Source organism: Enhydrobacter sp., from assembly GCF_030246845.1.
Taxonomy (GTDB): Bacteria; Pseudomonadota; Alphaproteobacteria; order Reyranellales; family Reyranellaceae; genus Reyranella.
Map to the genome: position 1 here is coordinate 2,541,072 of NZ_CP126889.1, position 25,433 is coordinate 2,566,504.

A 25,433-nucleotide genomic window follows, 5' to 3' on the forward strand; every position below is an offset into this window, starting at 1 on the left:
CCGTTTGCGGTATTTTCCCCGATATGGTCGCAACGACAAGACTCTCGCCCATGGAGCGCGCGCTCCGCGAAGCGCATGCAGCCGCAGAGCGGGGCGAGGTGCCGGTGGGCGCGGTGATCGTGCGATCCGACGGCACGCTGCTCGCGGCGGCGGGTAACCGGACGGAGGCCGATCGCGATCCGACGGCGCACGCCGAGCTGCTTGCAATTCGCGCCGCCGCGGCCGCACTCGGCGCGCCGCGCCTGGTCGATTGCGATCTCTACGTCACGCTGGAGCCCTGTCCAATGTGCGCCCAGGCGATCTCCTTCGCGCGGCTGAGGCGCCTCTACTACGGCGCCTCCGATCCCAAGGGCGGCGGCGTGGAGCACGGGCCGCACCTTTTCAATCAGCCGACCTGCCATCACCGGCCGGAAGTCTATGGCGGCATCGGCGAGCGCGAGGCGGCGGCGCTGCTTCAGGCATTCTTCAGGGAGCGGCGATAGGCATCGCCCATTCGCGTCGGACCGAGTCGTCCACCTCCTCGATCGTGGCGCGCCGTCGCCGGAACTCGTCCGGGGCGAGGCGCGACAATGCCCATACGGCGGCGCCTCTCACCAATGGCGATGGATCGGCGAGCAGTCGGTCCACGGCGATGAGGGCTGTCTCTGCTGCATCGCTATTGCCCAGGGCGTAGGCGACATTGCGCAGGAACCGGTCGCGGCCAATGCGCTTGATCGCCGTACCGGCAAAGTGTTTGCGGAACGCGGCGTCGTCGAGGGCCGCGAGCTCGGCAAGCGACGGAGCGTCGAGGTCGGGACGCTGCCACAAAGAGTTTTCATGCGCCGTCCGCGCGAACTTGTTCCACGGACAGACCGCCAGGCAATCGTCACAGCCATAGATGCGGTTGCCGAGCAGCGGTCGCAGGTCGAGATCGATCGGCCCCTCGTGCTCGATCGTGAGATAGGAAATGCAGCGTCGCGCCTCCAATCGGTAGGGGGCCGGGAATGCCCCAGTCGGGCAGACATCGAGGCAAGCGTGGCACTGGCCGCAGTGGTCAGCCTCCGGGGCATCGACGGGAAGCTCGGCCGAGAGCAGCAACTCGCCCAGGAACAGCCAGGAGCCGAACCGGCGCGAGACGAGATTGGTGTGCTTGCCCTGCCAGCCGAGGCCGCTCGCCTGGGCGGCCGGCTTCTCCATCACCGGGGCCGTATCGACGAAGACCTTGATCTGATGTCGATAGGTGTCCCAGATGAAACGGCCGAGCGCCTTCAGCTTGCTCTTCACCACGTCGTGGTAGTCGCGGCCCTGGGCGTAGACGGAGATTGCGCCGCGTTCGGGTGCGGCCAGGGCCGCGCGCGGGTCGCGGCCCGGCGCATAGTTGAGGGCGAGCGATACCACCGTGCGCGCCTCGGGCCAGAGCGTCGCGGGATCGACACGCTGCTCGGAGCGCTCGGCAAGCCAGCCCATGTCGCCGTGGAAACCCTGTTCCACAAACGAGGCGAGATGCGCCAGGCGTTCGCGGCGGATCTCCGGCGCGAGAGAGGCAGGGGCGAAGCCCACGGCGTCGAAGCCGAGCCGCAACGCCTCGTTGCGGATGGCGTCGCGCAGCTCGATCGCAGTCGCGGGCCTGGGTGGACGCTTGGGAACAGGCGGCCGGCGGCTCATCGCCACCCTCCCGTCATGGGCCTATCGGCCGCGATAGCCCGGCACACCCTGATCGGGAAGCCACAGGCCCTTGGGCGGTTGGCCGGTCTGCCAGAAGACGTCGATCGGCATGCCGCCGCGCGGATACCAGTAGCCGCCGATCCGCAGCCAGCGCGGCCGCAGTGTCTTCACGAGGCGCTGGCCGACCGCGAGCGTGCAGGCTTCGTGAAAGTCGGCATGGTTGCGAAAGCTGCCGAGGAAGAGCTTCAGCGACTTGCTTTCCACCAGCTTGGCGCGCGGGGCGTAGTCGATCACGAGGTGGGCGAAGTCGGGCTGGCCGGTCATGGGACAAAGCGTCGTGAATTCGGGCGCGGTGAAGCGCACCAGATACAACGCCCCCGGATCGGGATTGGGCACGGCCTCGAGGACCGCCTTTCCGGGCGAGGCGGGCAGCGACACAGGCCGGCCGAGCTGGCGCAGGTGAGGATATCTGGACATGGCGGCATCATATGCTAAGCGGGCCGCCATGACTCATCGGGTTGCCATCGTCGGAGCCGGACCGTCCGGCTTCTATGCGGCGGACGGCCTGTTGCGCGGCCAGCCGGACCTCCGCATCGATCTGATCGATCGTCTGCCGACGCCGTTCGGCCTGGTCCGGTCGGGCGTCGCGCCCGACCATCAGGGCACGAAGGCCGTGGTCCGCCAGTTCGAGCGCCTGCTGGCCCAGCCGGATGTGCGCTTCGCCGGCAATGTCGACATCGGCCGCGACCTTTCCTGGGACGAGTTGCGCGCGGGTTACGACGCGGTGATCGTGGCCACCGGCATGGTGATCGACCGCAAGCTCGGCGTGCCGGGCGAGGAACTGCCGCATGTCTGGGGCTCGTGGAAGTTCGTGGCCTGGCTGAACGGCCATCCCGACTTCCGGCAAGGGCCGGACCTCTCTGCCGTGAGGCGGGTGGCCGTGATCGGCAACGGCAATGTCGCGCTCGATGTCGCGCGCCTGCTGGCCAAGGGGCCGGAGGAGATGGCGAGGACCGATATCGTGCCCGAGGCTGCGGCGGCGATCGCGGCGGCACCCTTGGCCGACATCCATGTGATCGGCCGCCGCGGCCCGCAGCATGCGTCCTTCACCAACAACGAGCTGGCCGAGATGGGCCGCCTCGGTCGGGCCGTGGCATTGGCCGATGCCGCGGCGCTTGCCGTCGAGGTGCCCGCCTCCGATCCGACGCCCGAACGGCTGCGCAAGACGAAGAATCTCGAGATCCTGCGCGGCTTCGCCGCCAACGTGCCCGGCGGCAAGCCGCTGTCGGTGCATTTCCGGTTCAATTCGGCACCGCTCGCCATCCGGCCCGGCGAGATCGAACTTTCGAGCGGAACGCTGCCCGCGGATCTTGTCATCACGTGCATCGGCTATCGCGGCGAGGACTTTCCGATGGGCGAGGGCGTGTTTGCCGTCGGCTGGGCGCGCCGCGGGCCCACCGGCACGATCCCCGCGAACCGCGCCGACAGTCACGCCGTCGCGCGCGAGGTTCTCGCCTGGCTCAGGGAGCGCGACCCCAAGAGCGGACCCGACCCGATGCCTGCGTCGATCGACGTGGCCGGCTGGCACCGGATCGACAAGGCGGAGATCGCCACCGGCGGGCCGCTCGGCCGCCCGCGCATCAAGCTGATCGACTGGAAGTCGCTTTTGGACATCGCGCAAGGCGACTGACCGGCCTAATCTGCGCCCGCTTCTTCGAGGGGAAAACAGTCATGCTCACCATCGCTCGTCGCGTCCTCTGCGCCTTCGCAGCGGCCTTTGTCCTGGCAGGCGCCGCACACGCCGAGACGGTGCTGCGCGTCGCCCTGCATTCGGACCTCAAGATCATCGACCCGATCTGGACGACGGCTCTGATCACCACCCATCACGGGCACATGATCTACGACACGCTGTTTGCGGTCGACGAGAAGCTGGAGGTGAAGCCGCAGATGGTCGACAAGTGGGAGACATCGGCCGACAAGCTCACCTGGACCTTCACCCTGCGCGACGGCCTGAAATGGAGTGACGGCACGCCGGTCACGGCCGAGGATTGCGTGGCGTCGATCCGGCGCTGGGGCGCCAAGGACACGATGGGCGAGAAGCTCATGAGTGTCGTGGGCGAGCTTGGCGCGCCCGACTCCAGGACCATCAAGATGGTGCTGAAGCGGCCCTACGGCCTGGTGCTCGAATCGCTCGGCAAGTCGAGCTCGAACGTGCCGTTCATGATGCCAAAGCGCGTTGCCGAGACCGACCCCAACAAGCAGATCACCGATACCACGGGCTCCGGTCCGTTCGTCTACAAGAAGGACGAGTCGCGGCCCGGCGAGAAGACGGTGTACGTGAAGAACCCGTACTACAAGCCGCGCAGCGAGCCGGCCTCCGGTCTCGCCGGCGGCAAGGTGGTCAAGGTCGACCGGGTCGAATGGATCTCGATTCCGGACAGCCAGACGCAGGTGAATGCGCTGCTGAACGGCGAGGTCGATCTCGTCGAAATCGTGCCGCCCGATCTCCTGCCGCTTCTCGCCAAGGAGAAGGACATCAAGATCTTCGTCACCAACCTGGCGGGCCGCCAGTACGCGATGCGCTTCAATGTGCTGCACAAGCCGTTCGACAATCCGAAAATCCGCCAGGCTGTCCTCTACGCACTCGACGAGAAGGAGTTCCTCGACGCCAATATCGGCAATCCGGCCTACTACAAGGTCTGCAAGTCGGTGTTCCCCTGCGGCTCGCCGCTCGAATCGACCAAGGGCTGGGAGGACAAGCTCTCCGGCAATACTGCCAAAGCGAAGCAGATCCTGCAGGAGGCGGGTTATGACGGCACGCCGATCGTGCTCCTGCACCAGACCGATCTGCCCAATCACAACAACCTCGCGACAGTCGCCAAGCCACAGCTCGAGCGGGCGGGCTTCAAGGTCGACCTGCAGGCGATGGACTGGCAGACATTGGTGACCCGCCGCGCCAAGAAGGATCCGCCGGCACAGGGCGGCTGGAGCGCCTACTTCACCTCGTGGGGCGCGACCGACGTGTTGAACCCGGTAACGACCGCGTTCCTGAGCGGCGCTTGCGACAAGGCGACGTTCGGCTGGGCGTGCGACCCCGAGCTCGAGAAGCTGCGCGATGCCTACGCCTTCGAGACCGATCCGGCCAAGCAGAAGGCGATCGCCGAGCAGGTGCAACTTCGCGTCATCGACTATCCGACCCACGTGCCGCTCGGCCAGTTCACGACGCCGACGGCTATTCGCAGCAACATCGTCGGGCTCCTGCACACGCCGGCGCTCGCGCTCTGGAACATCGAGAAGAAGTGAGTTCGCATGCGTCCGCAATCGCATGGCCCGCCAGGGGAAGATCATGACGAGCACCGATACCGTCTTCACCGGCTCGATTCCGGCGCTCTATGACCGCTATCTGGGCCCGCTCCTGTTCGAGCCCTATGCCCGGGAAACCGCGGCACGCCTGGCTGACTTGAAAGCTGGCGCGCTGCTCGAGACGGCCGCCGGGACCGGCATCGTCACATCCATGCTGGCCGAGCGTTTGCCGGCCGCGGTCGATATCGTCGCCACGGATCTCAACCAGGCCATGCTCGACTTCGCCGGCGCCAAGCCCGGTTTGGCACGCGTCAGGCTGCGCCAGGCCGATGCGCTCGCTCTGCCCTTCGAGGACGGCATCTTCGATGCTGTCGTGTGTCAGTTCGGCGCGATGTTCTTTCCCGATCGCGTGCAGGGCTATCGCGAGGCTCACCGCGTGCTGCGGCCGGGTGGGCGTGCAGCGATCGCGATCTGGGACAGCCTCGCGCACAATCCCATGACGCGCTGCGTGGTCGACGCGATGGCGGCCCGCTTTCCGGCGGATCCGCCGCGCTTCCTGGCTCGGACACCGCACGGACACTTCGACCAGAAGGTCATTCGCGCGGAGCTCGCCGAGGCGGGCTTCGATCGGGTGGCCATCGACGTCGTCACCCTGCCGAGCCGCGCGCCTTCCCATCGCGATCCGGCGATCGGCCTTTGCCAGGGGACGCCCATGCGTGGCGAGATCGAGGCTCGCGCGCCGCAGGGCCTTGCGGCCGCAACCGACGCCGCGGCCGAGGCGCTGGCGCGCGAGTACGGTGAAGGCCCGATCGAGGCGCCGATGCAGGCGCTTCTGATCGCGGCAGGGAAATAGCGGCCGTCAGTCGAGCCGCACGCAGACGCCTTCCAGTCCCTTCCTCGAGGCGGGAAAGCGCTTGGTCACCTCGGCGTCGTGGCCGGGGATGATCATTTCGGTCCGCCCCTCGGCGAGCTTCCGGAGCTTGTCGTAGCCCGCCAGCATGTCGGCCACCGAGAAGACGATCGAGAAGAGCTTGTCGTTGTTGACGCCCCAGAAGTAGTGCGAGGCGTCGGAGGCCAGCACCAGCCAGCCGTTGCGCGTGTTCACCCGCACCGACTGGATGCCCATCGTATGCCCGCCGATCAGATGGACGGACAGGCCGGGCTGGATCTCCTCGTCGCCGTCGTGGAACACGACGCGCTGGCCGTAGAGGGCCTGCACCATGCCGACGATATCGTCGCATTCGTAGGCATGGCGGAAGGTGCCCTTGCACATGTGCCGGCCGGTGGCGAACTGCATCTCCTTGTCCTGGAGGTGAAAGCGCGCCTTGGGGAAGCGGTCCCAGTTGCCGATATGGTCGTAGTGCAGGTGGGTCACGATCACGTCCTCCACCTCGTTGGCGTCGATGCCGAGCTCGCCCAGAAGATCGGCCGGGTTCTTCTTCACCTCGCGGCCGCGCTTCTTGCCGACCTGGGCGTTGAAGCCGGTATCGACCACGATCGGCTTGGCGCCGATCTCACGCTTGCCTTCGCGATCGAGCGGCAGCGCGACCCAGACGAAATAATCCATCGGGAAGTCGGCGTCGTGGGGGTCCGGGTTGATCTGCACTTCCCAGGCCTTGCGCGGCAGGTGGGCGTACTTGACGGCATGGACCTCGTAGATCGGCACCGAGCGCATGTTTGTTTCCTTCCCGTGGTTCAGCGGCAGCCGAGGGTAGCGTGCGAGGGACGATCCGCGCTATAGTGCTGGCATGGACCGCATGGACCTCCTTGGTCGGCGAATTAGCACCCCGGTTTGCACCGCAGACCGGTTCGTCGCTGTTCGTCCATCTTCCAGGGAACCCTTCCATGTCCGCCCGATCGTCCGCCGTCCTGGCGCTCAAGCGTAACTCATCCACCGTCCGCTACTGTTTCGAAGCCGACGCCGAGCCCGGCGTGCTGCCGCGCGCGCTCGAGCTTCTGGCCAAGCGCGGGCTCGTTCCGGCGCGCGTCTTCGCGCAGGCCGATGCCGACCAGCTTTCGGTCGAGATCGAGGTCGAAGGGCTCGAGGCCGATACTGCCGACCACGTCGGCCGCTGCCTGGGCGAGATCGTGGGCGTGCGACAGACGTTTTGACATCCTCATGCGGACCGCGCGCATCCTGCGCGCTCGTGAGCGGGCTGGACGTCCGCGGTCCAGAAGTCGTGAACTACGCCAGCCGCTCGACGATCGTCTCGATGTGCAGCCGGGCGACGTCGATCGCAGGGAAGCCGGCGGTCGCTTCGTCGAACATAAGGGCGAGATCGGTGCCGGCGAGCAGGATCGCCTCGACGCCGTCGCGCCGCTGCAGGTCGGCGGCGATGCGACGCAGGCCGGCGGCATCCTCGGGATCGGCCGCCTGGGTGTCGAGCAGGCGCTGGTAGGCGGCGCCGATGAACTCGAGCTCCTCGGGCAGCGCCTTCACGATCTCGACGCCGTCGAGTTGCCCCCACAGACTGCCTTGCATGGTGAAGATGGTGCCGAACAGCGCCACGCGCCTGATCCGGCGTGCCTGCAGCGCTGCCTTGACCGGGGCGACGATGTCGATGATCGGCAGGCGGACACGCTGCCGAAGCTCGCTGATGCAGATATGCGGCGTGACGGCGGGCAGCACGGCGGCATCGGCGCCGGCGCGGCCGAGCCTCTCGATGAAGGTCGCGAGATAGTCGGCCAGCGCGTCGAGCTTGCCGGCGCGGACAAGGTTCTGGCCACGGTCGACATCGGCATGCACGAAGACCAGGTCGGGTATCACGCCGCGTGCTTTGCACATCGCCGTGATCTTCTCGTAGTAGTGCATGGTGGCGCCGACGCCGAGGCCGCCGACGATGCCGACGCAGGCGGTCATGCCGGCCAGTTGCGCGTCCAGACCGGACGGAGCTCGGGCACCTGGTCGGTGTGGCGGGCGATCGCGAAGAGCTTCGGCGCCTCGATCTCGAACCAGCCGCGCTTGGGCCGCCAGCGCGTCATGACGGCGATGTAGATGTCGAGCGCGGAGAAGCGCTGGCCGAGGAAATAGGGCGCGCCCGCCTCGCCGTTCAACTGCCGCCAGAGTCTTTGCGCATAGGCGTCGGTGGCGGCGCGGAAGGGATCGCGCGCGGCGTTCACCGAGACGAAGCGCGACGGATCGTCGGCATAGGTGAAGGTGGGGTAGATGTTGGCCACCAGGAAGACCAGCCAGCGCAGGAACCTTGCGCGTTCGGGCGCGCCCGGGCGCGGCACCAGCGAGTCCTGGCCGGTGATATCGGCCAGCAGGAGCGTGATGGCGGCGCTCTCGCTCATCACGCTGCCGTCCGGCATCACCAGCGTGGGCACCTGGGCCAGCGGGTTGACCCTTTCCAGCCGGGCGCGCGCATCGGGCGATTTGAAGAGGTCGTCGACCGGCTCGAAGGCGAAGGGCAGGCCGTACCAGACGAGCTGGGCCTCGACGATGGTCGAGCCCCAGCCGGCACGACCGTAGAGCCGGTAGTCGCTCATGGCTTCTGCAGCGGCTGGATCAGACTCGACGTGTCCCAGCGACCGCCGCCGCGCTCCTGGACGCGGGCATAGAACTGGTCGACCAGCGCGACCAGCGGCATCTGCGCCCTGGCCCGCTTTCCCTCGGCGAGGCAAATGCCGAGATCCTTGCGCATCCAGTCGACAGCGAAGCCGTAGTCGAACTTGCCGGCAATCATGTTCTGCCAGCGATTCTCCATCTGCCAGCTCTGCGCCGCGCCCTTGGAGATGGCGCTCATCACCTTCTCCATGTCGAGGCCGCACCGCTGGCCGAGATTGAGCGCCTCGGCCAGGCCCTGGACGATGCCGGCGATGCACATCTGGTTCATCATCTTGGTGATCTGGCCCGATCCCGGCGGGCCGATCAGGGTGATCGCCTTGGCATAGGAATCGGCCACGGGCCTCGCCTTGTCGAAAGGCGCCTGCTCGCCGCCGCACATCACGGTGAGCTGGCCGTTCTCCGCTCCCGCCTGACCGCCCGAGACCGGCGCGTCGATGAAGTCGATGCCGAGCTTCTTGCCTGTGGCATGCAGCTCACGCGCGATATCGGCCGAGGCCGTGGTGTTGTCGAAGAAGATCGAGCCCCTGGCCATGCCGGCGAAAGCGCCATTCTCGCCCAGCACGACCGAGCGCACGTCGTCGTCGTTGCCCACGCAGCAGAACACGATCTCGCGGCCGGCGGCGGCCTCGCGCGGTGTGCGGACCGCCTTGCCCTTGTGTTTGCCGGTCCAGGCCTCGGCCTTGGCGAAGGTGCGGTTGTAGACCACCACCTCGTGTCCCTTGGCGGCAAGATGTCCTGCCATCGGAAAGCCCATCACGCCGAGACCCAGAAACGCCACCTTGGCCATCGCCCGCTCCAATGCTGTCTTGAGAGTTTCGGGCGCGATCATAGAACCAAAACCGCGCGGCGCCAGAGCCGCTGGCTAGGCCTGCGGGGCGACGAGGAGAATGGCGACCACGGCAAGTCCGGCGATCATCGGCGGCAGAGCGAGAGGCCAGGCGCGGCGATAGAGCTCGGCGTCGGAGGCGGCGAGACCGAGGATCGCCGCACCCATCGACACGCGGATGGGCGAGAGCATGGTGAGGTTGGTGCAGACGCTGTTCTGCACGGCCGCGATCCAGGAGGGGTCGAGCGCGAGCGCGTGGGCGAGTGCGGTCACCATGGGCATCAACATCGCGTTGGCGGCCGCGCCGCCGCCGGTCAGGAAACCGCCGACGGCCGCGAACAGCGGCACGCCCAGTGCCGCCTCGCGGCCGATGGCCGCCTGCAGCGACTGCGCGATCAGAAGCGCCATGCCCGAGCCGACATAGAGCTCGGCCATCACCACGAAGACGAGCGTCACGGCGCAGGCCCGCCAGGCGCTGCGGGCGGCCTTGGCGATCACCCGGGCAAGCGACACGCGCGCCGCCAGCACCACGATGACGCCGATCGCCACCAGCCAGAAGCCGGGCGCGTAGAGCGGGGCGAAGGCGGGCTGATTGTCGAACGGCTTCAGGGCCCAGAGCGGGCGCAGTAGGTCGCGCAACGGCGGCACCAGTCGGGTGGCGCAGAGCGCCACGGTGAGCGCGACGTAGGACGCGTTGATCCTGAGCGCGCTGGCGAGGCGTGTCCGGTCGGGCCGCTCGTCGCGCCAGAAACGCACCGCCGCCAGCAAGGCCGTGGGTGCGGCGCCGGCGATCTCGACGTCGCCATAGCGGTTGGCGAGCCAGACCAGCAGCAGGAGGAGCGCGGTCCAGCCGAGATCGTCGAGCTTCTGCATGGACGGCACCGGGACGCCGGCGGCGCGGGCGAAGCGCCAATAGAGGAGAAGGTAGAGGCCATGGATCGGCATCTGCAGCACGGCGGAGCCGAGGCCGAGCGCATTGGGGGTAAGCCCCGCCAGCGTCGCGCCCACCGTCGTGCCGATGGCGAGCGCGCCCCACGGCACCAGGGACTGGCTGTAGAGCCCGAGCAGGAGGGTCGGCAGGCCACCCAGCCCCAGCCGCCGCAGGGCGGCCAGCGCGATCATGTAGCCCACGCCGAAGCCCGTCACCGATTCGGCGAAGGGCGCGACCAGAAAGCAGAGGGTCCACAGGCGGCGCGGAGTCGCCTCGAGGATGCCGTCGGCCGTCGCGGCGCCGCGCGCCTGCTGGCAGTGATGGAAGAAGATTCCGGTGGCGATGATCGCGATCACCTGGCCCGAAAGCCACAAGCCGGCCGGGACCTCGCGCGCGAGGAGCGCGGGCGAAGCACCGGAGACGACGACCGTGGCGGCCAGCCCCACGAGCCCCGCGACCAGCGCCCCGGCGCGGCCGGAGGCCAGCAGGGCAAGGACCAGCAGCAGGGGCAGGAGGGCGAGCGCCGTCGGCATGGGTCTCGTCTATAGCCGCGCCTTGGCCGTGTCCGCCCCGGAGGAATTCGAATGACGCCCCAAGGAAAGCCGGCTCGAGCCCCGGCTTGCGCCGCTTCAGCCTTTCCCTTAAACCCGCCGCCGTGCCCCGATAGCTCAGCTGGTAGAGCACGTCATTCGTAATGATGGGGTCGGCGGTTCGAATCCGTCTCGGGGCACCAGTAAATTCAACGTTTTGTCGATGTCGCTGCCCGTACTCCGAAGTACTGGGGACACTGGGGGACACATCTGCGTGAGCTTCGAGGCTCTGCGATTGTGCGGCTTGGCCAGATCCATTTTGGGCACCGCCTGCCAAATGATGGCTGACGGCTTCCTTAGCCCCCGGCGATGCGTCCCTTCGGGTCGCGAGTCCCGTTCGAGCGAAGGCGTTGGACAGGAGCCCTCATGCCCCAAGGCTGGAGAAACGTAGTCACAGTCTCCATCATAATAATTATCGTCCTAATGTTGCTCGGACTCATGATGATGGGAGGGAGCTAGTCCCTTGCTGCGCAGGGCCCGTTCAGCAACAGTCTGATTTTTCGCGGTAGAGGAAGGCCCGAGCTTGTTGGCGCGCGCTCCCTCAGAGATTCGGCAAGCGATCATGTAGCGTCGCTCGCTCAGCGGGGTCTATGATGCGGCCATAAGTTCTTCAGTCCCGTCTCTCCTGGAAGATGCTCCGATAGGGAAGCCGGGGTCATCGCCTATCAATATGCTGGCAGGTATCCTGGAGGGCGGCAGGTGCCGCTTCGAGGTTGCTGGGAGTGCTTTCGGGCAAGCCGCTTGCGCTGGCGTCAGCCTACCGCCGACAGATGGTGCATGCGGCCGCGCGAGGATAAGCCGAAGGACTTCCTTGTTGGCAGTGGGCTGGACGTTACGGATTGAGGAGCGTTCCAATCAACCGCAATAATTCCTGCTTCTCCGGACCCTGGCCGCACTGGCTGAGAAAGGTGCCGATGTCGATATCGGAAATCTTGCCGCCTGAAGCGAGATTGGGTTCATGTCTGACGAATACGCACGCGACCTCCGGATCGTGGGCGAGACATCAGCGGTCCCCATTGGCACCATGATAAAGCTCTCGGGTCTGAATGCTCATTGGATTGCTCCCTGTACCGGGGGTTGCCGCCGGCTGATGTCGTCTCCTGCGGTGGATCACCCTTGAGGTCAAGTTAGAGCGACCCATTCGCTGGCCGGCTCGGCCTGAACTTCCGCGAAATCCCTGCGCAGAGCCTCAATCGAGGCAGGCGTAAGGCTCCCTTCGGGCATTGCAGGGCCGATCGTTCGGCGGTCCATTCGCGCCTCGGCCAGAAGCCCTTCCGTCCAGGCGTGCTGATAGTGGCCGCGGCGCAGATGATCGATCGCCAACTCGATGTGATATCGCTCATAAAGTCCGTCAGGCCGCGCGCCGCTTTTGATCAATGTCAGCACATGGTCAATTGCTACTTCAGCGATTTTCTTTCGTCTGTGAGCAGGCAGGGCACCAATGTAGGCAGCGGCGTTCCGGGTCACGGTCATCTTGTGCCTCTCCACAGTTAGGCAGACACATGGGGGTCCGCACCGATCACTACAAGGGTTTCATGGCTGCGATGACGCGGGCCTCGGTCCAGGTCAGATGCGTCACCTCGATAACCACCTTGGACTGAAAGCCCAATGGACGCGCATGGAAACGCCCACGAACATACCCACCTCGGTTCGGCTATCGAAGATGCTGGATCGAGCAGAAGATAGCGAGGTGTCGATCGGTTGGCTGGTCGAGCAACTCGGCCGGCGCTCCTTCGGCCTGACTTTCCTTGTGATGGCGGTGGTCGCGTTGCTTCCCGGTGCATCGACGATTGTCGGCCTGCTGGTTGCCTGGCCAGCCGTCCAGATGGTCCTCGGACATGATGTGGTCATGCTGCCGCGCTTGATTGCTCGCAGAATGGTCGGCGTCGACAGGCTGGCTCGGCTAATTGGCATCGTCACGCCGCGACTCGCATGGATCGAGCGCCTGATCCGGCCCCGCTGGCCACTACCGTTCGAGACGGCCAAGCGGTTGACGGGAATCGTCATGCTGTTTCTCGGGTTGACGATGACTTTGCCTGTGCCGTTGGGCAACGTCCCGCCGGCGCTCGCCATCATGCTCTTGGCGCTGGCCTATCTGGAGGAGGACGGAATCGCCTTCCTGATCGCGATGATCGCCGCACTTGCTTCGCTCGCGATCACAGCGGCGATGGTCTGGGGAACTGTCGAAACGATCGATTTGATCGACCCGGCACGGCGCAGGTAGAGCGTCCGTCCTCGCGCTCAGACCGCCAAGCCATCCTCGCGGCGTTCCCAAATCGAGCTTGTGGGAGCTTGCCAGCCTCCCCATGTATAGTGGGTGCTGCGCATACGCCCAGCATATCATTATCCGACTGCCTGCTTTCTCTGCGACCCGGGTTGGTTCGCGGTCGGCTGCAACTTGCCCCCAACAACAAGGCATTTTATGCGCCCGGACCTTATCCTCGACATCGAACGACGCGTCCGCAACGAGCTCGCGCTGCAACGGTTGCTCGCAACGGCGCGCCGCGCCGCATCCGTCGTCATGCCGATCGACAGCCGAACCGGGCCGCAGCTAGATCGTACCGCAACCGCACCCGCGCGGCTCAAGCCAGGTCGGTGACCTGGGCGCATGGCGCGTCACCTGCATTGCGCTCACTGACGCAGGATCCGCCGGCCGGATCCCATAGCGGCCCGAACGAGAGCGATCTCGTGGGCAGCCCACTACCGCGCTGGCTTTACTGGGTTGGTCAGGCGTCGAGATAAGTAAGCAACAGCATGCCAAGCACGACGCTTACAAGTGCGAAGGCAATGGCAAAGGCCATCCGCCATCTCCTCGGACCCGGCGGGTCAAAAGCTCCACTGGAATGGCTGTCGACCAGATGCGTTCCTAGCGACCAGCCTGCCCATGCACCTATGGCTCCCAACACAAGCAATATACCGACGATGATACTCAAATGACGCCTCGTCTGTGCGCCTGAGAGAGGCGATGGATGGCTGGTGGTGACGAGGCCGGTCACGACGGCAGGAGGAGCGCCGAGCACTTCCAAGTAAGAGGATAGTGTATCCTTTATTTCGGTTGCGCCTGTGACCAATGGGCGAACACGGTTAAGTGACCAAGAGATGGCACCAAACACTAACGGCTATAATCCGTCTCGGGACACCACTCCTGCTTTTGCTGCAGGGCGCCGTCGCCCTTTTCGAGCGCCTCGGCCGTGGCTTCCTTCTGCCGCTCCAGCTGCTGGCCGATTTCCACGAGGACGGGGGCGCTGCGCAGCGCTTCGTCGATCGCCACCATGCCGACGATGTTGTAGCCGTTGTCGACATGCACGATCTCGCCGGTAATGCCCTGGCCGAGGTCGCTGATGAGGCTGAGGGCCGCCCGACCGACATCGTCGATCGTCGTGTTGCGCCTCAGCGGTGCATTGATCTCGGCCCACTTGATGAGATGCCTCATTCCCGAGACGCCGCTCGAGGCGAGCGTCTTGACCGGCCCTGCCGAGATCGCATTGACGCGGATGTTCTGTCGGCCGAGATCGACGGCGAGGTAACGCACGCTCGCCTCGAGGGCGGCCTTGGCCACGCCCATGACGTTGTAGTGCGGCACGACGCGCTCGGAGCCCAGATAGGTCAGCGTCAGCAGGCTGCCGCCGTTGCGCATGAGGGGCGCGATGCGCTGGGCGACGGCGGTGAAGCTGTAGCAGGACAGGTCGAGCGCGAGAGCGAAGTTGCGGCGGCTGGTCTGGAGGTACGGGCCGACGAGCTCGGTCTTGTCCGAATAGGAGACGGCATGGACCACGAAGTCGATGGGCTTGTCGGGCCAGAACCGCGACAGGGCCGCGACCATCCGATCGAGGTCCGCATCGGACCCGACGTCGCATTCGAGGAGCTCGACGGCGCCGAGCTCCGGCGCCAGATTTCTGACCCGCCGCCCGACCGCTTCGTTGGGATAGGAGAGCGCCAGGAGGGCGCCGTGGGCCGCGGCCGTCCGGGCAATCCCCCAGGCCAGCGAGCGCTCGTTGGCAACGCCCATGATCAGGCCACGCTTCCCGCGCAGCAATCCTCCGGGGGTAACGCCACTGTCCGGCATGCAGTCTCTTGTTTCTGGTTGCGGGTTCGCCTCGCCCTTTTACAGCGTTCAGCGATGAATATTCTTCACGTTTGATTACGATTTGTGTCGATTGCACTGGGCCCTCGCGCTCACGGCCATGCGCTCTGCCAAAGTGGTAACCCCATAGATCAGACGGCGGCAGATTGTTCTCCCACGGCCATCTCCGTACGCTGATGTCGCCCTTTCAGCTTTGGACTCGCCCGAGCACCGCTCCCTCGAGCCCACCGTAGCTTTCGTGGGCCGCCTGGATGCGCTGGCGGGCTTTTGGGGACGGCGATGATCAATGAACGGCGAAGTTTTCCGTTGGTGAGCCGCAACGCGACGGATGCCGTGCCCTATAACGCGGCGGCCAAGTGGCACGAGCAGCGGGTGAAATCCGCATTCGCGATGATGGGCCGCCGCCTCTGGCTCATCGCGGCCTTCTCGATCGTTGGCCTCGGAGCGGCCGCCCTCTACCTCGCCTACGCCAAGCCGCAGTACAGCGCGACAGCCCTGGTCCAGCTCGACACGCACAGCAAATACTCGAACTTCGACAGTGTGGTGAGCGGTCCGCGCGAGGGCGACCCCATCGCCATCCGCACCGAGGTCGAGGTCCTCCGTTCGGAAGCCATCGCTGAGCGGGTGGTCAAGGCGCTGGGCCTGACCGAGGATCCGGAGTTCAAGCCGCAGCCGCATTCGCGACTGGCCGATCTGCTCGGCGATGGACTGGCGACCGATGCGCGGAAGCTTCTCGTGTCGCTCGGCCTCCTGCAGGACGTGTCGGACGAGGACGAGCTCGCCCTCACGACCAAGCAGGTGAGGCGGCATCTGTCGGTCGATGCCGACGGACGCTCCTACATCGTCACAATCAGCTTCTCGGCGTCGAACGCGGACAAGGCGGCCAAGATCGCCAATGCCTTCGCCGAGCAGTACCTTGCCAGCCAGATCGACGCCAAGACGGCAATCACCGCCAAGGCGAACGAATGGGCGAAGTCGCAGCTCGATACTGCCGGCGAGCAGCTTCGCGAGGCCGAGGCGGCAGTCGAGCAGTTCCGCGCCAAGCACAACGAGATCGTCGAGGTGGGGCCCGGAAACTCCGTCGCGGCGGCCCAGCAGCTTGCCCAGATCAATGCCCTGCTGGCGTCCGCGACCGAAGCGCGGATCGCGGCGGAAACGCGGCTGGCGGCGGCCAAGAAGCTCGCGGCAGCGGGCGATATCTACGCCATTCCGGAGGTCCTGTCCTCGCGGCTGATCCAGCAGCTTCGGGTCGAGGAAGCGCGGGCAACGGCGCGGCGGGCCAACCTGCAGAGCCGGCTGGGCGTGCTCTATCCCGATCTGAAGGCCGCCGACAACGAGCTGTCGCACATCCGCGGCACCGTCAACGAAGAGGTGAAGAAGATCGTGGCGAGCCTCGGCTCCGACGTTCAGTTCGCCCGGGCTCGCGAGGACGAGCTGGCGGCCAAGGTCCAGGCGCTGCGCAAGGATGTCGGCGATGTTTCCCGCCTGCAGTTCCAGCTCGCCAATCTGGAGCGCCGCGCCGATGCCCGCCGCACCTTCTATTCCGCGCTCGAGAAGCGCTATGTCGAGACCTCGGCACTGCTGCACGGCGTCTATGCTGATGCCCGCATCGTCGCCTCCGCCACGCCGCAACCGTTGCGGTCGTGGCCCAATGTGCCGGTGGTGATTGCCGCCGGGCTGTTGCTCGGGGCGGCGCTCGGTGCAGCCCTTGCCGCACTGCTGGAGCTTGCCGACAAGAGCTTCCGCACCCCGCCGCAGTTGGAGGAAGCCACGGGCCTTGCCTGCCTGGGCATTCTGCCCGAGATGGGGCATGCCTTGCGCCGGACGATCGGTGGCGATCTTTCCAGCCAGGACACGCGGCTGTTTCGGGAGGCCGTGCGCTCGGTCTGCATCGCCATGGACGCCGCTGTCGGCCTCAAGGCAAACAAGGCGGGCCGCGTCGTCGTGGTCACGTCGGCCGTTCCCGAGGAGGGCAAGACGGTCTCCAGCGTCGCCCTGGCGACGGCCTTGGCGGCGCGCGGCTCGCGGACCCTGCTGATCGACGCCGACCTCCGCCGGCCCCAGGTCGGCGGCTACCTGGACGTCGTCTCCCATTCGCGGGACCTCGCGGCGATCCTGGCGGACGGCGAAGGCTGCCAGGCCGCCACCGCGGTGGCCGACAACCTTTACGTCATCCGCGGCGGCGAGGGGCACGAGAATGCCCAGCAAGTCTTCCTGTCGCCGCAATTCGGCACGTTTCTCGAGGCGGCGCGAACCCAGTTCGATGCCATCATCGTCGACAGTCCGCCGGTCATGATCGTTGCCGATGCCGCGGTTCTCGCCCGGTTCGCGGATGTCGTTCTACATGTCATCCGCTGGGGACGGACGAGGCGGTCGATGGTGCTGGACGCGATCAACCGCATGCGCCGCGCGAACGGCGAGGCGGTGGGCGTCACGATGCTCAACCGTGTCGATCTGTCGAAGTATCGCAAGTACAACCGCGACAGCAGCTGGAGCTTCAAGTACTCCAACTACTACCAGCCGGCGATCGGCGTTGCCGGCAAGAAGCAGCTCCGATAAGGCGCCCGGATTGCGTCAGGCATAGCGCCAGCCTTTGGCGCGCAGGCTTATCGCCACCATCCGGGTGGCGAAGGCGCCGAGGATGGTGACGACGACGGCCAGCCCGATCTCGTTCGACCGCAGCCGCTCGGCCTCCCAGCGCAGAAACAGGGCGAGGGCGAGGCCCCAGACGGCGGCGATCTCCGGGTAGAGCTCGCCGCTCAGATTGGCGATCACGCGATCGTTGCGGAAGAGGTCGCGCAGCAGTCCGCCGAACGAGCTGGTCAGGACGGCCGCGACCGGTCCCCACAGCCAGAGCGGCTGGGCCGAAGCGTCGAGCGCCACGACGACGCCGGTGACGGTGAAGGCGGCCAGCCCGATCGCGTCGAAGACCTCGATCAGGCGGGCGGCCGAGGCGCGTGCCTGCAGATACCGATTGGCAAGCCGACCGTGGCTCCACGACATGACCTTGATGACCAGCAGCCCGGCCAGCACCGTCCCGAAGACGCCGAGCAGCGCCTCGGGACTGCGCACGATGCCGAGCGGGCTTCGCTGCAGCAGGAGGTCGCGCACCACGCCGCCGCCGACTGCCGGCAGGGTGGCGAGGATCAGGGCGCCGAACACCGTGTATTTGCCCTCGTAGGCCAGCACCACGCCGGACAGGGCGAACGCAACCAGCCCGATGAACGACAGGATGCGGAACCATTCGCGGTCGAGCGTCTGGTTGATCAGCACCGGCAGGGCGTAGGTATAGGCGATGCGCCGCAGCTCGCCGCTCTGCTTCAGCTCGTCGATGGCATTGTCGAGACGCGCCAGCATCTGCGGCGTTTGCGTCGCGCGACTCAGCATGAAGCGGATGTCGGTCGAGAAATGCAGCGGGTGTACCTCGATGAGCGAGCCTTCGTGGCGGCGCCACGCCGTCGTGGTCGCGGTCATGCGGTCGGCAAGGAAGCCGTCGATCACCCCGGCCAGCAGATTGCGCAGGTTCTGCGCGTCGCTGTCGGCGGCGACGATCTGACCGCTCCTGGCGGCCTTGGCGACGAAGGCGTTGACGCGGCTGTCGGCATAGACGAAGCCCGCGACCACGCCGAGGCGGAACTTCTCTTTCGAGAAGGTGGCGAGCATCTCCTCGACCGAGCGGAAGGGATAGCGGCTGCTCATGCCTCGCGGCAGGATCAGCACGTCCGTCTCCGTCCGATAGGGCTTCGAGAAATAGGCGTAGCGGGCGCGCGCCTCGCTTTCGGTCGCCCCGGCTGCAATGTCGGCGGTGCCGGCGGCGAGTGCCGCGAGATGGTCGTTCCAGCCGATCTCCGGCAAGGAGATCTCCACGCCCATGATGCGCGCGAGCGCTCGCTCGATTTCGACATCGAAGCCGGTCAGCACGGGAAGGCCGCGGCTGTAGTCCTGGTATTGATAGGGATCCCAGGGATACCAGCCGCCGCGAAGGCTATCCTTCTCGAGATACGCCGGGAGAGGGGCCTGCGCGGCGGCGCCGACCGCCATCGACAGCAGGGCGAGGAGGATCAGCGACGGCAACCGGGCCCGTCCCGCGACGCGCTCGCCGCGAGGCTCCGCCTTCCTCCGCAACCGCCGCTGGCTCACGACGCGTTCTTTCCCCGACCGGAACGGCAAATCCTGTCCGGGAACGGCGGTCGGAGCAAGTCGCGCTCAACCGGCCGCGGTGGCCATGGCGCATGCCGACGTCATTCAGCCGCGATGGCCAGTCGATGGTCGGGAAGCAGCTCCGACCGGTCGATCGGTGCGCCGGCATCGAACCTCTTGAGTTCGGGCATGACCGTGCGCGCGAACAGGCGCACGTTGCGGGCCGCCTCCTCATGCGGCATGCCGGCGTAGGAGAAGACCCCGACATAGCCCGAGTTCCTGGTCTGGCGATGGATCGCCATGATCTTGTCGTACGCCTGCTCGGGGGTGCCGTAGACCTGCAGGTCGGCGAAGAACTCGATCACCTTCCGGTCGCCGTAGACGGCGAGCTTCTCGTTCATCTTGGCGTAGTATTCGTAGCCGCGCTGGCTCTTCATGTGCTCGCCGGCGAACTGGTAGTGGTCGAGCACGCTGCGGTAGTAGCCGCCGATATATTTCATCGCCATCTCGCGCGCCCGCTCGGCGCTCTCGTCGACGAAAGTCCAGCCGGCCGAGATCGGCTGCGGCGCGCCGCAGCCGTTGATCTCGCGATAGAGCGTGCCGTACTCGACGAGCTCCTTCTCGACCTCGCGCCACGGCTTTTGCGGAATGATCAGGAGCCCCACGCCGAGCCGAGCCATGATGCGCGCGCTCTCCGGGCTCACGGCGGCAGCGTAGGTCCGGCCGCGGAATGACTTGAACGGCGCAGGGCGAATGGCCGCCGGCGGCTGCCGGTAGTGCCTGCCCTGGTATTCCATCACGCCGGTCTCGAGGCCCTTCAGGAGTGCCTCGCCATGCTCGACGAACATCTCCCGGCTGTCGCCCATGTCGAGGCGGAAGCCGTCGAACTCGACCTTGCCCGCGCCGCGACCCAGCCCCAGGATCATGCGGCCGCCCGACAGATGGTCGAGCATGGAGATCTGCTCGGCCACCCGCATCGGATCGTGCCAGGGCAGCACCACCACCATCGAGCCGAGCCGGATATCCTTCGTGCGGCCGGCCATGTACGACAGGAACTGCACCACGTCGGGGCACATCGTGTAGTCGGTGAAATGATGCTCCACCGACCAGATCGACTCGAAGCCCAGCGGCTCGGCCAGATCGGCGAGCGCAAGCTCGTTGAGATAGACCTGTCGATCCGAGATCGTGCGACCGGTGTTCTGGAAGACGGCGGCCATTCCGACGTGCATGGGCGTTCCTCGCGATTGCGGCGGCTATGGTAAACAGTGGTTCATGAACGTGGGAAGAGGGTGGCTCGTGCTTGAATCCGCCCCAATCGGCCGTCATATCCGGCCGATGCGTTCCGTCCTCGCGGGCCTGCTGGCCCTTCTCGCCTTGGTTCCCGTCGTCTCCAGCGCCCAGGCGCAGGTGGGCGTTCCGGAAATCGAGAACTACATCAACTCGATCCGCACGCTGGAGGCGCGCTTCGTGCAGAGCAACCCCAACGGCTCGATCCTGCAGGGCACGCTCTATGTCCGCCGCCCCGGCCGCATGCGCTTCCAGTACGATCCGCCGTCGCAGCTCAAGATCGTGGCCGACGGGACGCAGGTGACGATGTGGGACCCGGCCACGCACGACTTCGGCCAGTGGCCGATCGGCTGGACCGCGGCCTCGTTCCTGGTGAAGGAGCCGCTGAAGCTTTCCGGCGATCTCACCGTGCAGGCGCTGAACCGCAACGCCGACGGCCTGATCGAGGCCACGATCGTGCAGACGCGCAAGCCGCAGGAAGGCAAGGTGGTGGTCCGCTTTGCGGAAAATCCCATGACGTTGCGCGGCTGGTCGATCATCGACAATCGCGGCAACAAGGTCGACGTGGCGCTGACGCAGGTGCGGACCGGCGTGCAGCTCGCCGATTCGCTTTTCAGGTACGACGGCCCGGACGCCGGGCAGATTCTCAACGGCAATCGCCACTGACGCGCTATAACTCCGGCATGGACCGGCGTTGGGAAAGAGCGACGTGGGCAGTCTGATTGTGCGAGCCTCGACCGAGGCGGATGTGGCGCGTTGCGCGGAGATCTACCGTCATCACGTCTTGCATGGCACCGCCTCGTTCGAGGTCGAGCCGCCGGACCTCGCCGAGATGAAGCGCCGGCGGGCAGCCGTGCTCGACCTCGGCCTGCCTTATCTCGTGGCCGAACGCGCGGGCCGGGTCCTGGGCTATGCCTATGCAGGCAACTGGCGGCCGCGGCCCGCCTACAAGTTCTCGGTCGAGGACTCGATCTACATCGACAAGGATGCGGTGGGCCAAGGCGTCGGCCGGGCGCTCCTGCCGGTGCTGATCGAGCAATGCACCGCGCTCGGCAAGCGCCAGATGGTGGCGGTGATCGGCGATTCGGCCCAGACGCCGTCGATCCGTCTCCACGAGGCGTGCGGCTTCGAGATGGTCGGCACCCTGAAGAATATCGGCTTCAAGTTCGGCCGCTGGCTGGACAGCGTTCTGATGCAGCGGGCTCTGGGATCGGGCGACACGCCCGCGCCGGAAGGGAACTGACATGCGCCTGATCGACTATTTCGACCGCGGCGCCGACCTCTTCCCCCAGCGCCATTGCCTTCATGACGGCACGCGCGGCTGGACCTATGCCGAGGTGCGCGAGACGACGCATCGCATCGCCAACGCACTCCTGAAGGCGGGTCTTGCGCCCGGCGCCAAGGCTGCCGTGTACAGCCCCAATCACGCCATGGCCTATGCCGCCCTGATGGGTATCGTGCGCGCCGGCCTCATCTGGGCGCCGGTCAATGCGCGCAATGCAATCGAGGAGAACCTCTTCATCCTCGACAATAGCGACGTCGAGTTCCTGTTCTATCACTCGAGCTTCGCGGACTACGTGGCGCGCATCCGCGAGGCCTGCCCCGGCATCAGGACGTTCGTCTGCATCGACGATCCGGCATTCGCGGCATGGCTCGCCCGCTTCGAGCCGGCGGCGCCGGATCTCCCCGATGCGCCCGATGACGTCGCGATCCTGATCAGCTCGGGCGGCACGACCGGCAGGCCCAAGGGGGTGCAGATCACCAACCGGGCCATCGAGACGCTGAACGCGATCTTCTGGGCCTGCATGCCGGTGGAGGCGCCACCGGTTCACCTGATGGTGGCGCCGATGACCCATGCGGCGGGCGTCTGCTCCTTTCCGCTGCTGCCCTACGGCGGCACCAACATCTTCATGGGAACGTCCGATCCCGGGGCGATCCTCGCCGCGATCGAGAGGCACAAGGTCACGCATATCTATTTGCCGCCGACCCTGATCTACATTCTTCTCGCCCATCCCGACATCGGCAAATACGACTACAGCTCGCTGCGGAACCTCGTCTACGCTTCCGCGCCCATGTCGGTCGACAAGCTCGTCGAGGCGATGCGCGTGTTCGGGCCGGTGATGACCCAGACCTACGGTCAGGCCGAGGCGGCGATGATCTGCACCTTCCTCTCGCCAGGAGATCACGCCGAGGCGCTCGAGGGCAACAAGCGGCATCGGCTCGCAAGCTGCGGCAAGGCCACGCCCCTGATGCGTGTGGAGGTGATGGACGACGAGGGCCGCCTGCTGCCGCGCGGCGAGCGCGGCGAGATCGTGGTGCGCGGCGGCCTGGTGATGAAGGGCTACTACAAGAACCCGCAGGCGACGGCCGAGGTCTCGGCCTTCGGCTGGCACCATACGGGCGACATCGGCACGATCGACGAGGACGGCTTCGTCTACATTGTCGATCGCAAGAAGGACATGATCATCACGGGCGGCTTCAACGTCTTCCCGAGCGAGGTCGAGCAGGTGCTGTGGGGCCATCCCGCCGTGCAGGACTGCGCCGTGATCGGCGTGCCCGACGACAAGTGGGGCGAGGCGGTGAAGGCGGTGGTCGAGCTGAAACCCGGCGCGACGGTCGAGGCGGCGGAGCTGGTCGCTCTCGCCCGCGAGAAGCTGGGCGGCGTGAAGGCGCCCAAATCGGTCGACTTCGTCGCCGCCCTGCCGCGCAGTCCGGTCGGCAAGGTGCTGAAGAAGGATCTGCGCGCGACCTACTGGGCCGGCCGCGAACGGAAGATCTGAGACGTGAAGCTCGGGGCCGCCACCTTCAGACGCCTGCCGCCGAACGTGCAGGGGGCTCTGTGGCTGGTGAGCGGCGGATTCATCTTCACCACCAACGGCGCGATGATCCGCCTGCTCTCGGCCGAGATCGAGGGCGTGCAGACCGCCTTCTTCCGTGCCTTCTTCTCGGTCCTGCTGCTCGCGCCGATGATGCTGACCGGCCGCGTGCAGCCGTGGCGCAGCGAGCGCATCCAGGGCCATTTCTGGCGCACGTTCATGGGCACCGTCTCGATGGTGCTGGGCTTCTATGCCGTGTCGATGCTGCCGCTTGCCGACGCGACGGCGCTCGCCTTCTCGCAGCCGCTTTTCTCCGTCGTGCTCGCCGCCGCCGTGCTGCGCGAGAAGGTGCGCTGGCGACGCTGGAGCGCGACGATCATCGGCTTCGCGGGCGTGCTGGTGATGGCGCGGCCGGGCAGCGGCAGCCTGCAGCCGGGTGCGATCGTGGCGATCCTGAACGCGCTGGCGGTCGGCGTCTCGATCCTGCTGGTGCGGCGGCTCTCCGACACCGAGCCGCCGATCATGATCCTGACGCAGTTCGCCATCTTCTCGACGCTGCTGCTGGCGCTGCCCGCGATCTGGTTCTGGCGCTGGCCGTCGGCCTATGGCTGGGCCCTGGCGGTCGGGGTCTCGGTCACGGCCACGCTGGGCCAGTATTTCTGGGTGCAGGCCTTCGCCGTCGGCGAGATGTCGGCCGTGGCGCCCTTCGACTATCTCCGCCTGCCCTTCGCCGTGTTCGTCGGCTGGCTGGTCTGGGGCGAGATGCCGGTGATCTGGACCTATGTCGGCGCCTCGATCGTGATCGGCTCGGCGCTCTACATCGCCTACCGCGAGAGCCAGCTCGTGCGCGAGCGGCGCGCGACCGCGCGCGGGGCTATACCGGCGCCACGCTCTGCTCCTTGAGGAGCCAGGCCCGCGCCTTCTGCCGGTGCGTGTCGGTCATGTGCGCGGCGGCGGCCGTGACGGCCGCCAGCAGGACCGCCGCATCGTCGGAATAGCCGAGGCCGGCGATGAAGTCGGGAATGATGTCGAACGGCAGCACGAAATAGGCCAGCGCGCCGAACAGCGTGGCGCGGATCGGGAGCGGCGTCGCCGAATCGGTGGCGCAATAGAAGGCCGCGACCGCATCCTCCGTGAAGGGCACCTTGCCGAGCGTGCGGCGCGCCTTTCGCCAGAAGCTTTCGCGAACCCGCTTCTCGTCCCTTTCGAGTCGGATGAGGTCGGTCATGGAGCCAAGGTTGGCTTTCGCCGCCCGCTTGGCAAGGGGCGCGGCCATGCTAAAAGCGGCGAAACCAAGGAGGGCAGAATGAACGTGAAGGGGCAAGCCGCGATCGTCACCGGCGGCGCATCGGGCCTGGGCGGCGCCACGGCGTCGGCGCTGGCGGCGGCGGGCGCCAAGGTCGCGATCTTCGACGTGCAGGACGAGCTCGGCGAGAAGAAGGCCAAGGAGATCGGCGGTCTCTACGTCAAGACCAACGTGGCCGATGCGGCCAACACGGAGGCGTCGGTCAAGACGGTGGTCGAGAAGCTCGGTGCGCCGCGCGTCGTCGTGAACTGCGCCGGCATCGGCCGCGCCGCCCGCACCATCTCCAAGAGTGGTCCGCACGACCTCGGTATGTTCAGCCAGGTGATCCAGGTCAACCTGATCGGCACCTTCAACGTCATCCGCCTCGCCTCGTGGGCGATGAGCCAGGCCGAGCCGATGGAGGACGGCGAGCGGGGCGTCATCGTCAACACGGCGTCGGTGGCGGCCTTCGACGGCCAGATCGGCCAGGCGGCCTACTCGGCATCGAAGGGCGGCGTGGTCGGCATGACCCTGCCGATCGCGCGCGATCTTTCGAGCCTGGGCATCCGGGTCTGCACCATCGCGCCCGGCCTCTTCCTGACACCGATGATGATGGGGCTTTCGGCCGAGGCGCAGAAGAGTCTCGGCGCGCAGGTGCCGTTCCCGCCGCGGCTGGGCGATCCCAAGGAGTACGCGCAGCTCGCGATGCAGATCGTCGAGAATCGCATGCTGAACGGGGAGACCATTCGTCTCGACGGCGCGATCCGCATGGCGCCGAAGTGACCGCGTAGCACGCTCTGAGGGAGAGCGACTTCCCGCAAACAGGAGCTGCGACGCTCTCTCTCCTTGCCGGTCCCCCCTCCACGGAGTATCGAAGGTGAGTGCTGTGCGCCAGGCGCGCGGTGCGATCTGCCCCCTCACCAAGCCTCTCCCTTGCGCACGGGGCGAGGACCTTAAAT

The 25,433-nt window shown here is 66.6% G+C and carries 24 protein-coding genes and 1 tRNA gene; 13 read left to right on the plus strand and 12 right to left on the minus strand.

Annotation, left to right across the window (positions count from 1 at the left end):
• Positions 1-50: 50 nt before the first annotated feature.
• The gene (locus OJF58_RS12750; RefSeq protein WP_300784804.1) at positions 51-482 is read left to right on the plus strand and encodes a nucleoside deaminase; all 432 of its coding nucleotides are present in this window, start codon (positions 51-53) and stop codon (positions 480-482) included.
• Here the strand turns inward: OJF58_RS12750 and queG are convergent.
• Both queG and queF read right to left on the minus strand, forming a co-directional pair.
• The gene (queG, locus tag OJF58_RS12755) at positions 466-1,644 is read right to left on the minus strand and encodes a tRNA epoxyqueuosine(34) reductase QueG (RefSeq protein ID WP_300784805.1); all 1,179 of its coding nucleotides are present in this window, start codon (positions 1,642-1,644) and stop codon (positions 466-468) included. The genes OJF58_RS12750 and queG overlap by 17 nt on opposite strands.
• 21 nt (positions 1,645-1,665) lie before the next feature.
• Positions 1,666-2,121, minus strand: coding sequence for a preQ(1) synthase (gene queF / locus OJF58_RS12760; RefSeq protein WP_300784807.1), 456 nt, complete (start codon positions 2,119-2,121; stop codon positions 1,666-1,668).
• 28 nt (positions 2,122-2,149) lie between these two features.
• Here queF and OJF58_RS12765 point away from each other — a divergent pair, with 28 nt between their 5' ends.
• Genes OJF58_RS12765 through OJF58_RS12775 form a run of 3 tightly spaced genes read left to right on the plus strand, consistent with a single transcriptional unit; the run spans position 2,150 to position 5,800 of the window.
• Positions 2,150-3,334 (plus strand): FAD-dependent oxidoreductase, encoded by a 1,185-nt coding sequence (locus OJF58_RS12765; RefSeq protein WP_300784809.1) that lies wholly within the window; start codon positions 2,150-2,152, stop codon positions 3,332-3,334.
• Positions 3,335-3,375: 41 nt separating this feature from the next.
• Positions 3,376-4,947: an ABC transporter substrate-binding protein gene (locus OJF58_RS12770; RefSeq protein WP_300784812.1), complete on the plus strand. Its 1,572-nt coding sequence runs from the start codon at positions 3,376-3,378 to the stop codon at positions 4,945-4,947.
• Between the two features lie 43 nt (positions 4,948-4,990).
• Complete coding sequence (locus OJF58_RS12775; RefSeq protein ID WP_300784814.1) at positions 4,991-5,800, plus strand: methyltransferase domain-containing protein; 810 nt, start codon at positions 4,991-4,993, stop codon at positions 5,798-5,800.
• A gap of 6 nt (positions 5,801-5,806) precedes the next feature.
• Here OJF58_RS12775 and OJF58_RS12780 read toward each other — a convergent pair whose 3' ends face one another.
• Entirely contained in the window at positions 5,807-6,622 is an 816-nt protein-coding gene (locus OJF58_RS12780; protein ID WP_300784816.1) for an N-acyl homoserine lactonase family protein, read from the minus strand.
• Positions 6,623-6,792: 170 nt separating this feature from the next.
• Between OJF58_RS12780 and OJF58_RS12785 the strand changes: the two genes are divergently transcribed.
• Positions 6,793-7,059 (plus strand): hypothetical protein, encoded by a 267-nt coding sequence (locus OJF58_RS12785; protein ID WP_300784817.1) that lies wholly within the window; start codon positions 6,793-6,795, stop codon positions 7,057-7,059.
• A 73-nt stretch (positions 7,060-7,132) separates the two neighbouring features.
• On the opposite strand, the gene OJF58_RS12790 is transcribed toward OJF58_RS12785, so the two are convergent.
• The 4 genes from OJF58_RS12790 to OJF58_RS12805 form a co-directional block, all read right to left on the minus strand.
• A complete protein-coding gene (locus OJF58_RS12790) occupies positions 7,133-7,807 on the minus strand; it encodes an aspartate/glutamate racemase family protein (RefSeq protein WP_300784818.1) in 675 nt (224 codons plus the stop codon).
• Complete coding sequence (locus tag OJF58_RS12795) at positions 7,804-8,436, minus strand: glutathione S-transferase (RefSeq protein WP_300784819.1); 633 nt, start codon at positions 8,434-8,436, stop codon at positions 7,804-7,806. The genes OJF58_RS12790 and OJF58_RS12795 overlap by 4 nt, the downstream gene beginning before the upstream one ends.
• Positions 8,433-9,302, minus strand: a complete 870-nt coding sequence (locus tag OJF58_RS12800; protein ID WP_300784821.1) for an NAD(P)-dependent oxidoreductase — start codon at positions 9,300-9,302, stop codon at positions 8,433-8,435. The genes OJF58_RS12795 and OJF58_RS12800 overlap by 4 nt, the downstream gene beginning before the upstream one ends.
• Before the next feature lie 75 nt (positions 9,303-9,377).
• The gene (locus tag OJF58_RS12805) at positions 9,378-10,805 is read right to left on the minus strand and encodes an L-lactate permease (protein WP_300784823.1); all 1,428 of its coding nucleotides are present in this window, start codon (positions 10,803-10,805) and stop codon (positions 9,378-9,380) included.
• A 124-nt stretch (positions 10,806-10,929) separates the two neighbouring features.
• Between OJF58_RS12805 and OJF58_RS12810 the strand changes: the two genes are divergently transcribed.
• A tRNA-Thr gene (locus OJF58_RS12810) sits at positions 10,930-11,005 on the plus strand.
• Between the two features lie 979 nt (positions 11,006-11,984).
• Here OJF58_RS12810 and OJF58_RS12815 read toward each other — a convergent pair.
• A complete protein-coding gene (locus OJF58_RS12815; protein WP_300784825.1) occupies positions 11,985-12,335 on the minus strand; it encodes a hypothetical protein in 351 nt (116 codons plus the stop codon).
• A gap of 145 nt (positions 12,336-12,480) precedes the next feature.
• Here OJF58_RS12815 and OJF58_RS12820 point away from each other — a divergent pair, with 145 nt between their 5' ends.
• Positions 12,481-13,086, plus strand: a complete 606-nt coding sequence (locus tag OJF58_RS12820) for an exopolysaccharide biosynthesis protein (RefSeq protein ID WP_300784827.1) — start codon at positions 12,481-12,483, stop codon at positions 13,084-13,086.
• Positions 13,087-13,974: 888 nt separating this feature from the next.
• Here OJF58_RS12820 and OJF58_RS12825 read toward each other — a convergent pair.
• Complete coding sequence (locus tag OJF58_RS12825; RefSeq protein ID WP_300784829.1) at positions 13,975-14,928, minus strand: enoyl-ACP reductase; 954 nt, start codon at positions 14,926-14,928, stop codon at positions 13,975-13,977.
• 327 nt (positions 14,929-15,255) lie between these two features.
• Here OJF58_RS12825 and OJF58_RS12830 point away from each other — a divergent pair, with 327 nt between their 5' ends.
• Positions 15,256-17,505: a polysaccharide biosynthesis tyrosine autokinase gene (locus OJF58_RS12830; RefSeq protein ID WP_300784830.1), complete on the plus strand. Its 2,250-nt coding sequence runs from the start codon at positions 15,256-15,258 to the stop codon at positions 17,503-17,505.
• A 15-nt stretch (positions 17,506-17,520) separates the two neighbouring features.
• On the opposite strand, the gene OJF58_RS12835 is transcribed toward OJF58_RS12830, so the two are convergent.
• Complete coding sequence (locus tag OJF58_RS12835) at positions 17,521-19,086, minus strand: transporter substrate-binding domain-containing protein (protein ID WP_300784832.1); 1,566 nt, start codon at positions 19,084-19,086, stop codon at positions 17,521-17,523.
• A 101-nt stretch (positions 19,087-19,187) separates the two neighbouring features.
• Positions 19,188-20,315, minus strand: coding sequence for an LLM class flavin-dependent oxidoreductase (locus OJF58_RS12840; RefSeq protein WP_300784833.1), 1,128 nt, complete (start codon positions 20,313-20,315; stop codon positions 19,188-19,190).
• A gap of 106 nt (positions 20,316-20,421) precedes the next feature.
• On the opposite strand from OJF58_RS12840, the gene OJF58_RS12845 reads away from it, so the two are divergent.
• The 4 genes from OJF58_RS12845 to OJF58_RS12860 are packed head-to-tail and all read left to right on the plus strand — an operon-like array spanning position 20,422 to position 24,092.
• The gene (locus tag OJF58_RS12845; RefSeq protein WP_300784835.1) at positions 20,422-21,039 is read left to right on the plus strand and encodes an outer-membrane lipoprotein carrier protein LolA; all 618 of its coding nucleotides are present in this window, start codon (positions 20,422-20,424) and stop codon (positions 21,037-21,039) included.
• A 43-nt stretch (positions 21,040-21,082) separates the two neighbouring features.
• Positions 21,083-21,616 carry a GNAT family N-acetyltransferase gene (locus tag OJF58_RS12850; protein WP_300784837.1) on the plus strand — a complete coding sequence of 178 codons (534 nt, stop codon included), beginning with the start codon at positions 21,083-21,085 and terminating at the stop codon, positions 21,614-21,616.
• Between the two features lies 1 nt (position 21,617).
• On the plus strand, positions 21,618-23,153 hold the full coding sequence (locus OJF58_RS12855; protein WP_300784838.1) for an AMP-binding protein: 1,536 nt from the start codon (positions 21,618-21,620) through the stop codon (positions 23,151-23,153).
• A 3-nt stretch (positions 23,154-23,156) separates the two neighbouring features.
• Entirely contained in the window at positions 23,157-24,092 is a 936-nt protein-coding gene (locus OJF58_RS12860) for a DMT family transporter (protein WP_300784840.1), read from the plus strand.
• Here OJF58_RS12860 and OJF58_RS12865 read toward each other — a convergent pair.
• Positions 24,064-24,465: a YkvA family protein gene (locus OJF58_RS12865; protein ID WP_300784841.1), complete on the minus strand. Its 402-nt coding sequence runs from the start codon at positions 24,463-24,465 to the stop codon at positions 24,064-24,066. The genes OJF58_RS12860 and OJF58_RS12865 overlap by 29 nt on opposite strands.
• A gap of 30 nt (positions 24,466-24,495) precedes the next feature.
• Here OJF58_RS12865 and OJF58_RS12870 point away from each other — a divergent pair, with 30 nt between their 5' ends.
• Positions 24,496-25,257: an SDR family NAD(P)-dependent oxidoreductase gene (locus tag OJF58_RS12870; RefSeq protein WP_300784844.1), complete on the plus strand. Its 762-nt coding sequence runs from the start codon at positions 24,496-24,498 to the stop codon at positions 25,255-25,257.
• The last annotated feature ends 176 nt before the right edge of the window (positions 25,258-25,433 follow it).

What these genes read in the sequence shown, in the direction of transcription:
- OJF58_RS12750 (WP_300784804.1), top strand. Translation starts at nt 51, where the DNA reads ATGGAGCGCGCGCTCCGCGAAGCGCATGCAGCCGCAGAGCGGGGCGAG.
- queG (WP_300784805.1), bottom strand. Translation starts at nt 1,644, where the DNA reads ATGAGCCGCCGGCCGCCTGTTCCCAAGCGTCCACCCAGGCCCGCGACT.
- queF (WP_300784807.1), bottom strand. Translation starts at nt 2,121, where the DNA reads ATGTCCAGATATCCTCACCTGCGCCAGCTCGGCCGGCCTGTGTCGCTG.
- OJF58_RS12765 (WP_300784809.1), top strand. Translation starts at nt 2,150, where the DNA reads ATGACTCATCGGGTTGCCATCGTCGGAGCCGGACCGTCCGGCTTCTAT.
- OJF58_RS12770 (WP_300784812.1), top strand. Translation starts at nt 3,376, where the DNA reads ATGCTCACCATCGCTCGTCGCGTCCTCTGCGCCTTCGCAGCGGCCTTT.
- OJF58_RS12775 (WP_300784814.1), top strand. Translation starts at nt 4,991, where the DNA reads ATGACGAGCACCGATACCGTCTTCACCGGCTCGATTCCGGCGCTCTAT.
- OJF58_RS12780 (WP_300784816.1), bottom strand. Translation starts at nt 6,622, where the DNA reads ATGCGCTCGGTGCCGATCTACGAGGTCCATGCCGTCAAGTACGCCCAC.
- OJF58_RS12785 (WP_300784817.1), top strand. Translation starts at nt 6,793, where the DNA reads ATGTCCGCCCGATCGTCCGCCGTCCTGGCGCTCAAGCGTAACTCATCC.
- OJF58_RS12790 (WP_300784818.1), bottom strand. Translation starts at nt 7,807, where the DNA reads ATGACCGCCTGCGTCGGCATCGTCGGCGGCCTCGGCGTCGGCGCCACC.
- OJF58_RS12795 (WP_300784819.1), bottom strand. Translation starts at nt 8,436, where the DNA reads ATGAGCGACTACCGGCTCTACGGTCGTGCCGGCTGGGGCTCGACCATC.
- OJF58_RS12800 (WP_300784821.1), bottom strand. Translation starts at nt 9,302, where the DNA reads ATGGCCAAGGTGGCGTTTCTGGGTCTCGGCGTGATGGGCTTTCCGATG.
- OJF58_RS12805 (WP_300784823.1), bottom strand. Translation starts at nt 10,805, where the DNA reads ATGCCGACGGCGCTCGCCCTCCTGCCCCTGCTGCTGGTCCTTGCCCTG.
- OJF58_RS12815 (WP_300784825.1), bottom strand. Translation starts at nt 12,335, where the DNA reads ATGACCGTGACCCGGAACGCCGCTGCCTACATTGGTGCCCTGCCTGCT.
- OJF58_RS12820 (WP_300784827.1), top strand. Translation starts at nt 12,481, where the DNA reads ATGGAAACGCCCACGAACATACCCACCTCGGTTCGGCTATCGAAGATG.
- OJF58_RS12825 (WP_300784829.1), bottom strand. Translation starts at nt 14,928, where the DNA reads ATGCCGGACAGTGGCGTTACCCCCGGAGGATTGCTGCGCGGGAAGCGT.
- OJF58_RS12840 (WP_300784833.1), bottom strand. Translation starts at nt 20,315, where the DNA reads ATGCACGTCGGAATGGCCGCCGTCTTCCAGAACACCGGTCGCACGATC.
- OJF58_RS12845 (WP_300784835.1), top strand. Translation starts at nt 20,422, where the DNA reads ATGCGTTCCGTCCTCGCGGGCCTGCTGGCCCTTCTCGCCTTGGTTCCC.
- OJF58_RS12855 (WP_300784838.1), top strand. Translation starts at nt 21,618, where the DNA reads ATGCGCCTGATCGACTATTTCGACCGCGGCGCCGACCTCTTCCCCCAG.
- OJF58_RS12865 (WP_300784841.1), bottom strand. Translation starts at nt 24,465, where the DNA reads ATGGCCGCGCCCCTTGCCAAGCGGGCGGCGAAAGCCAACCTTGGCTCC.
- OJF58_RS12870 (WP_300784844.1), top strand. Translation starts at nt 24,496, where the DNA reads ATGAACGTGAAGGGGCAAGCCGCGATCGTCACCGGCGGCGCATCGGGC.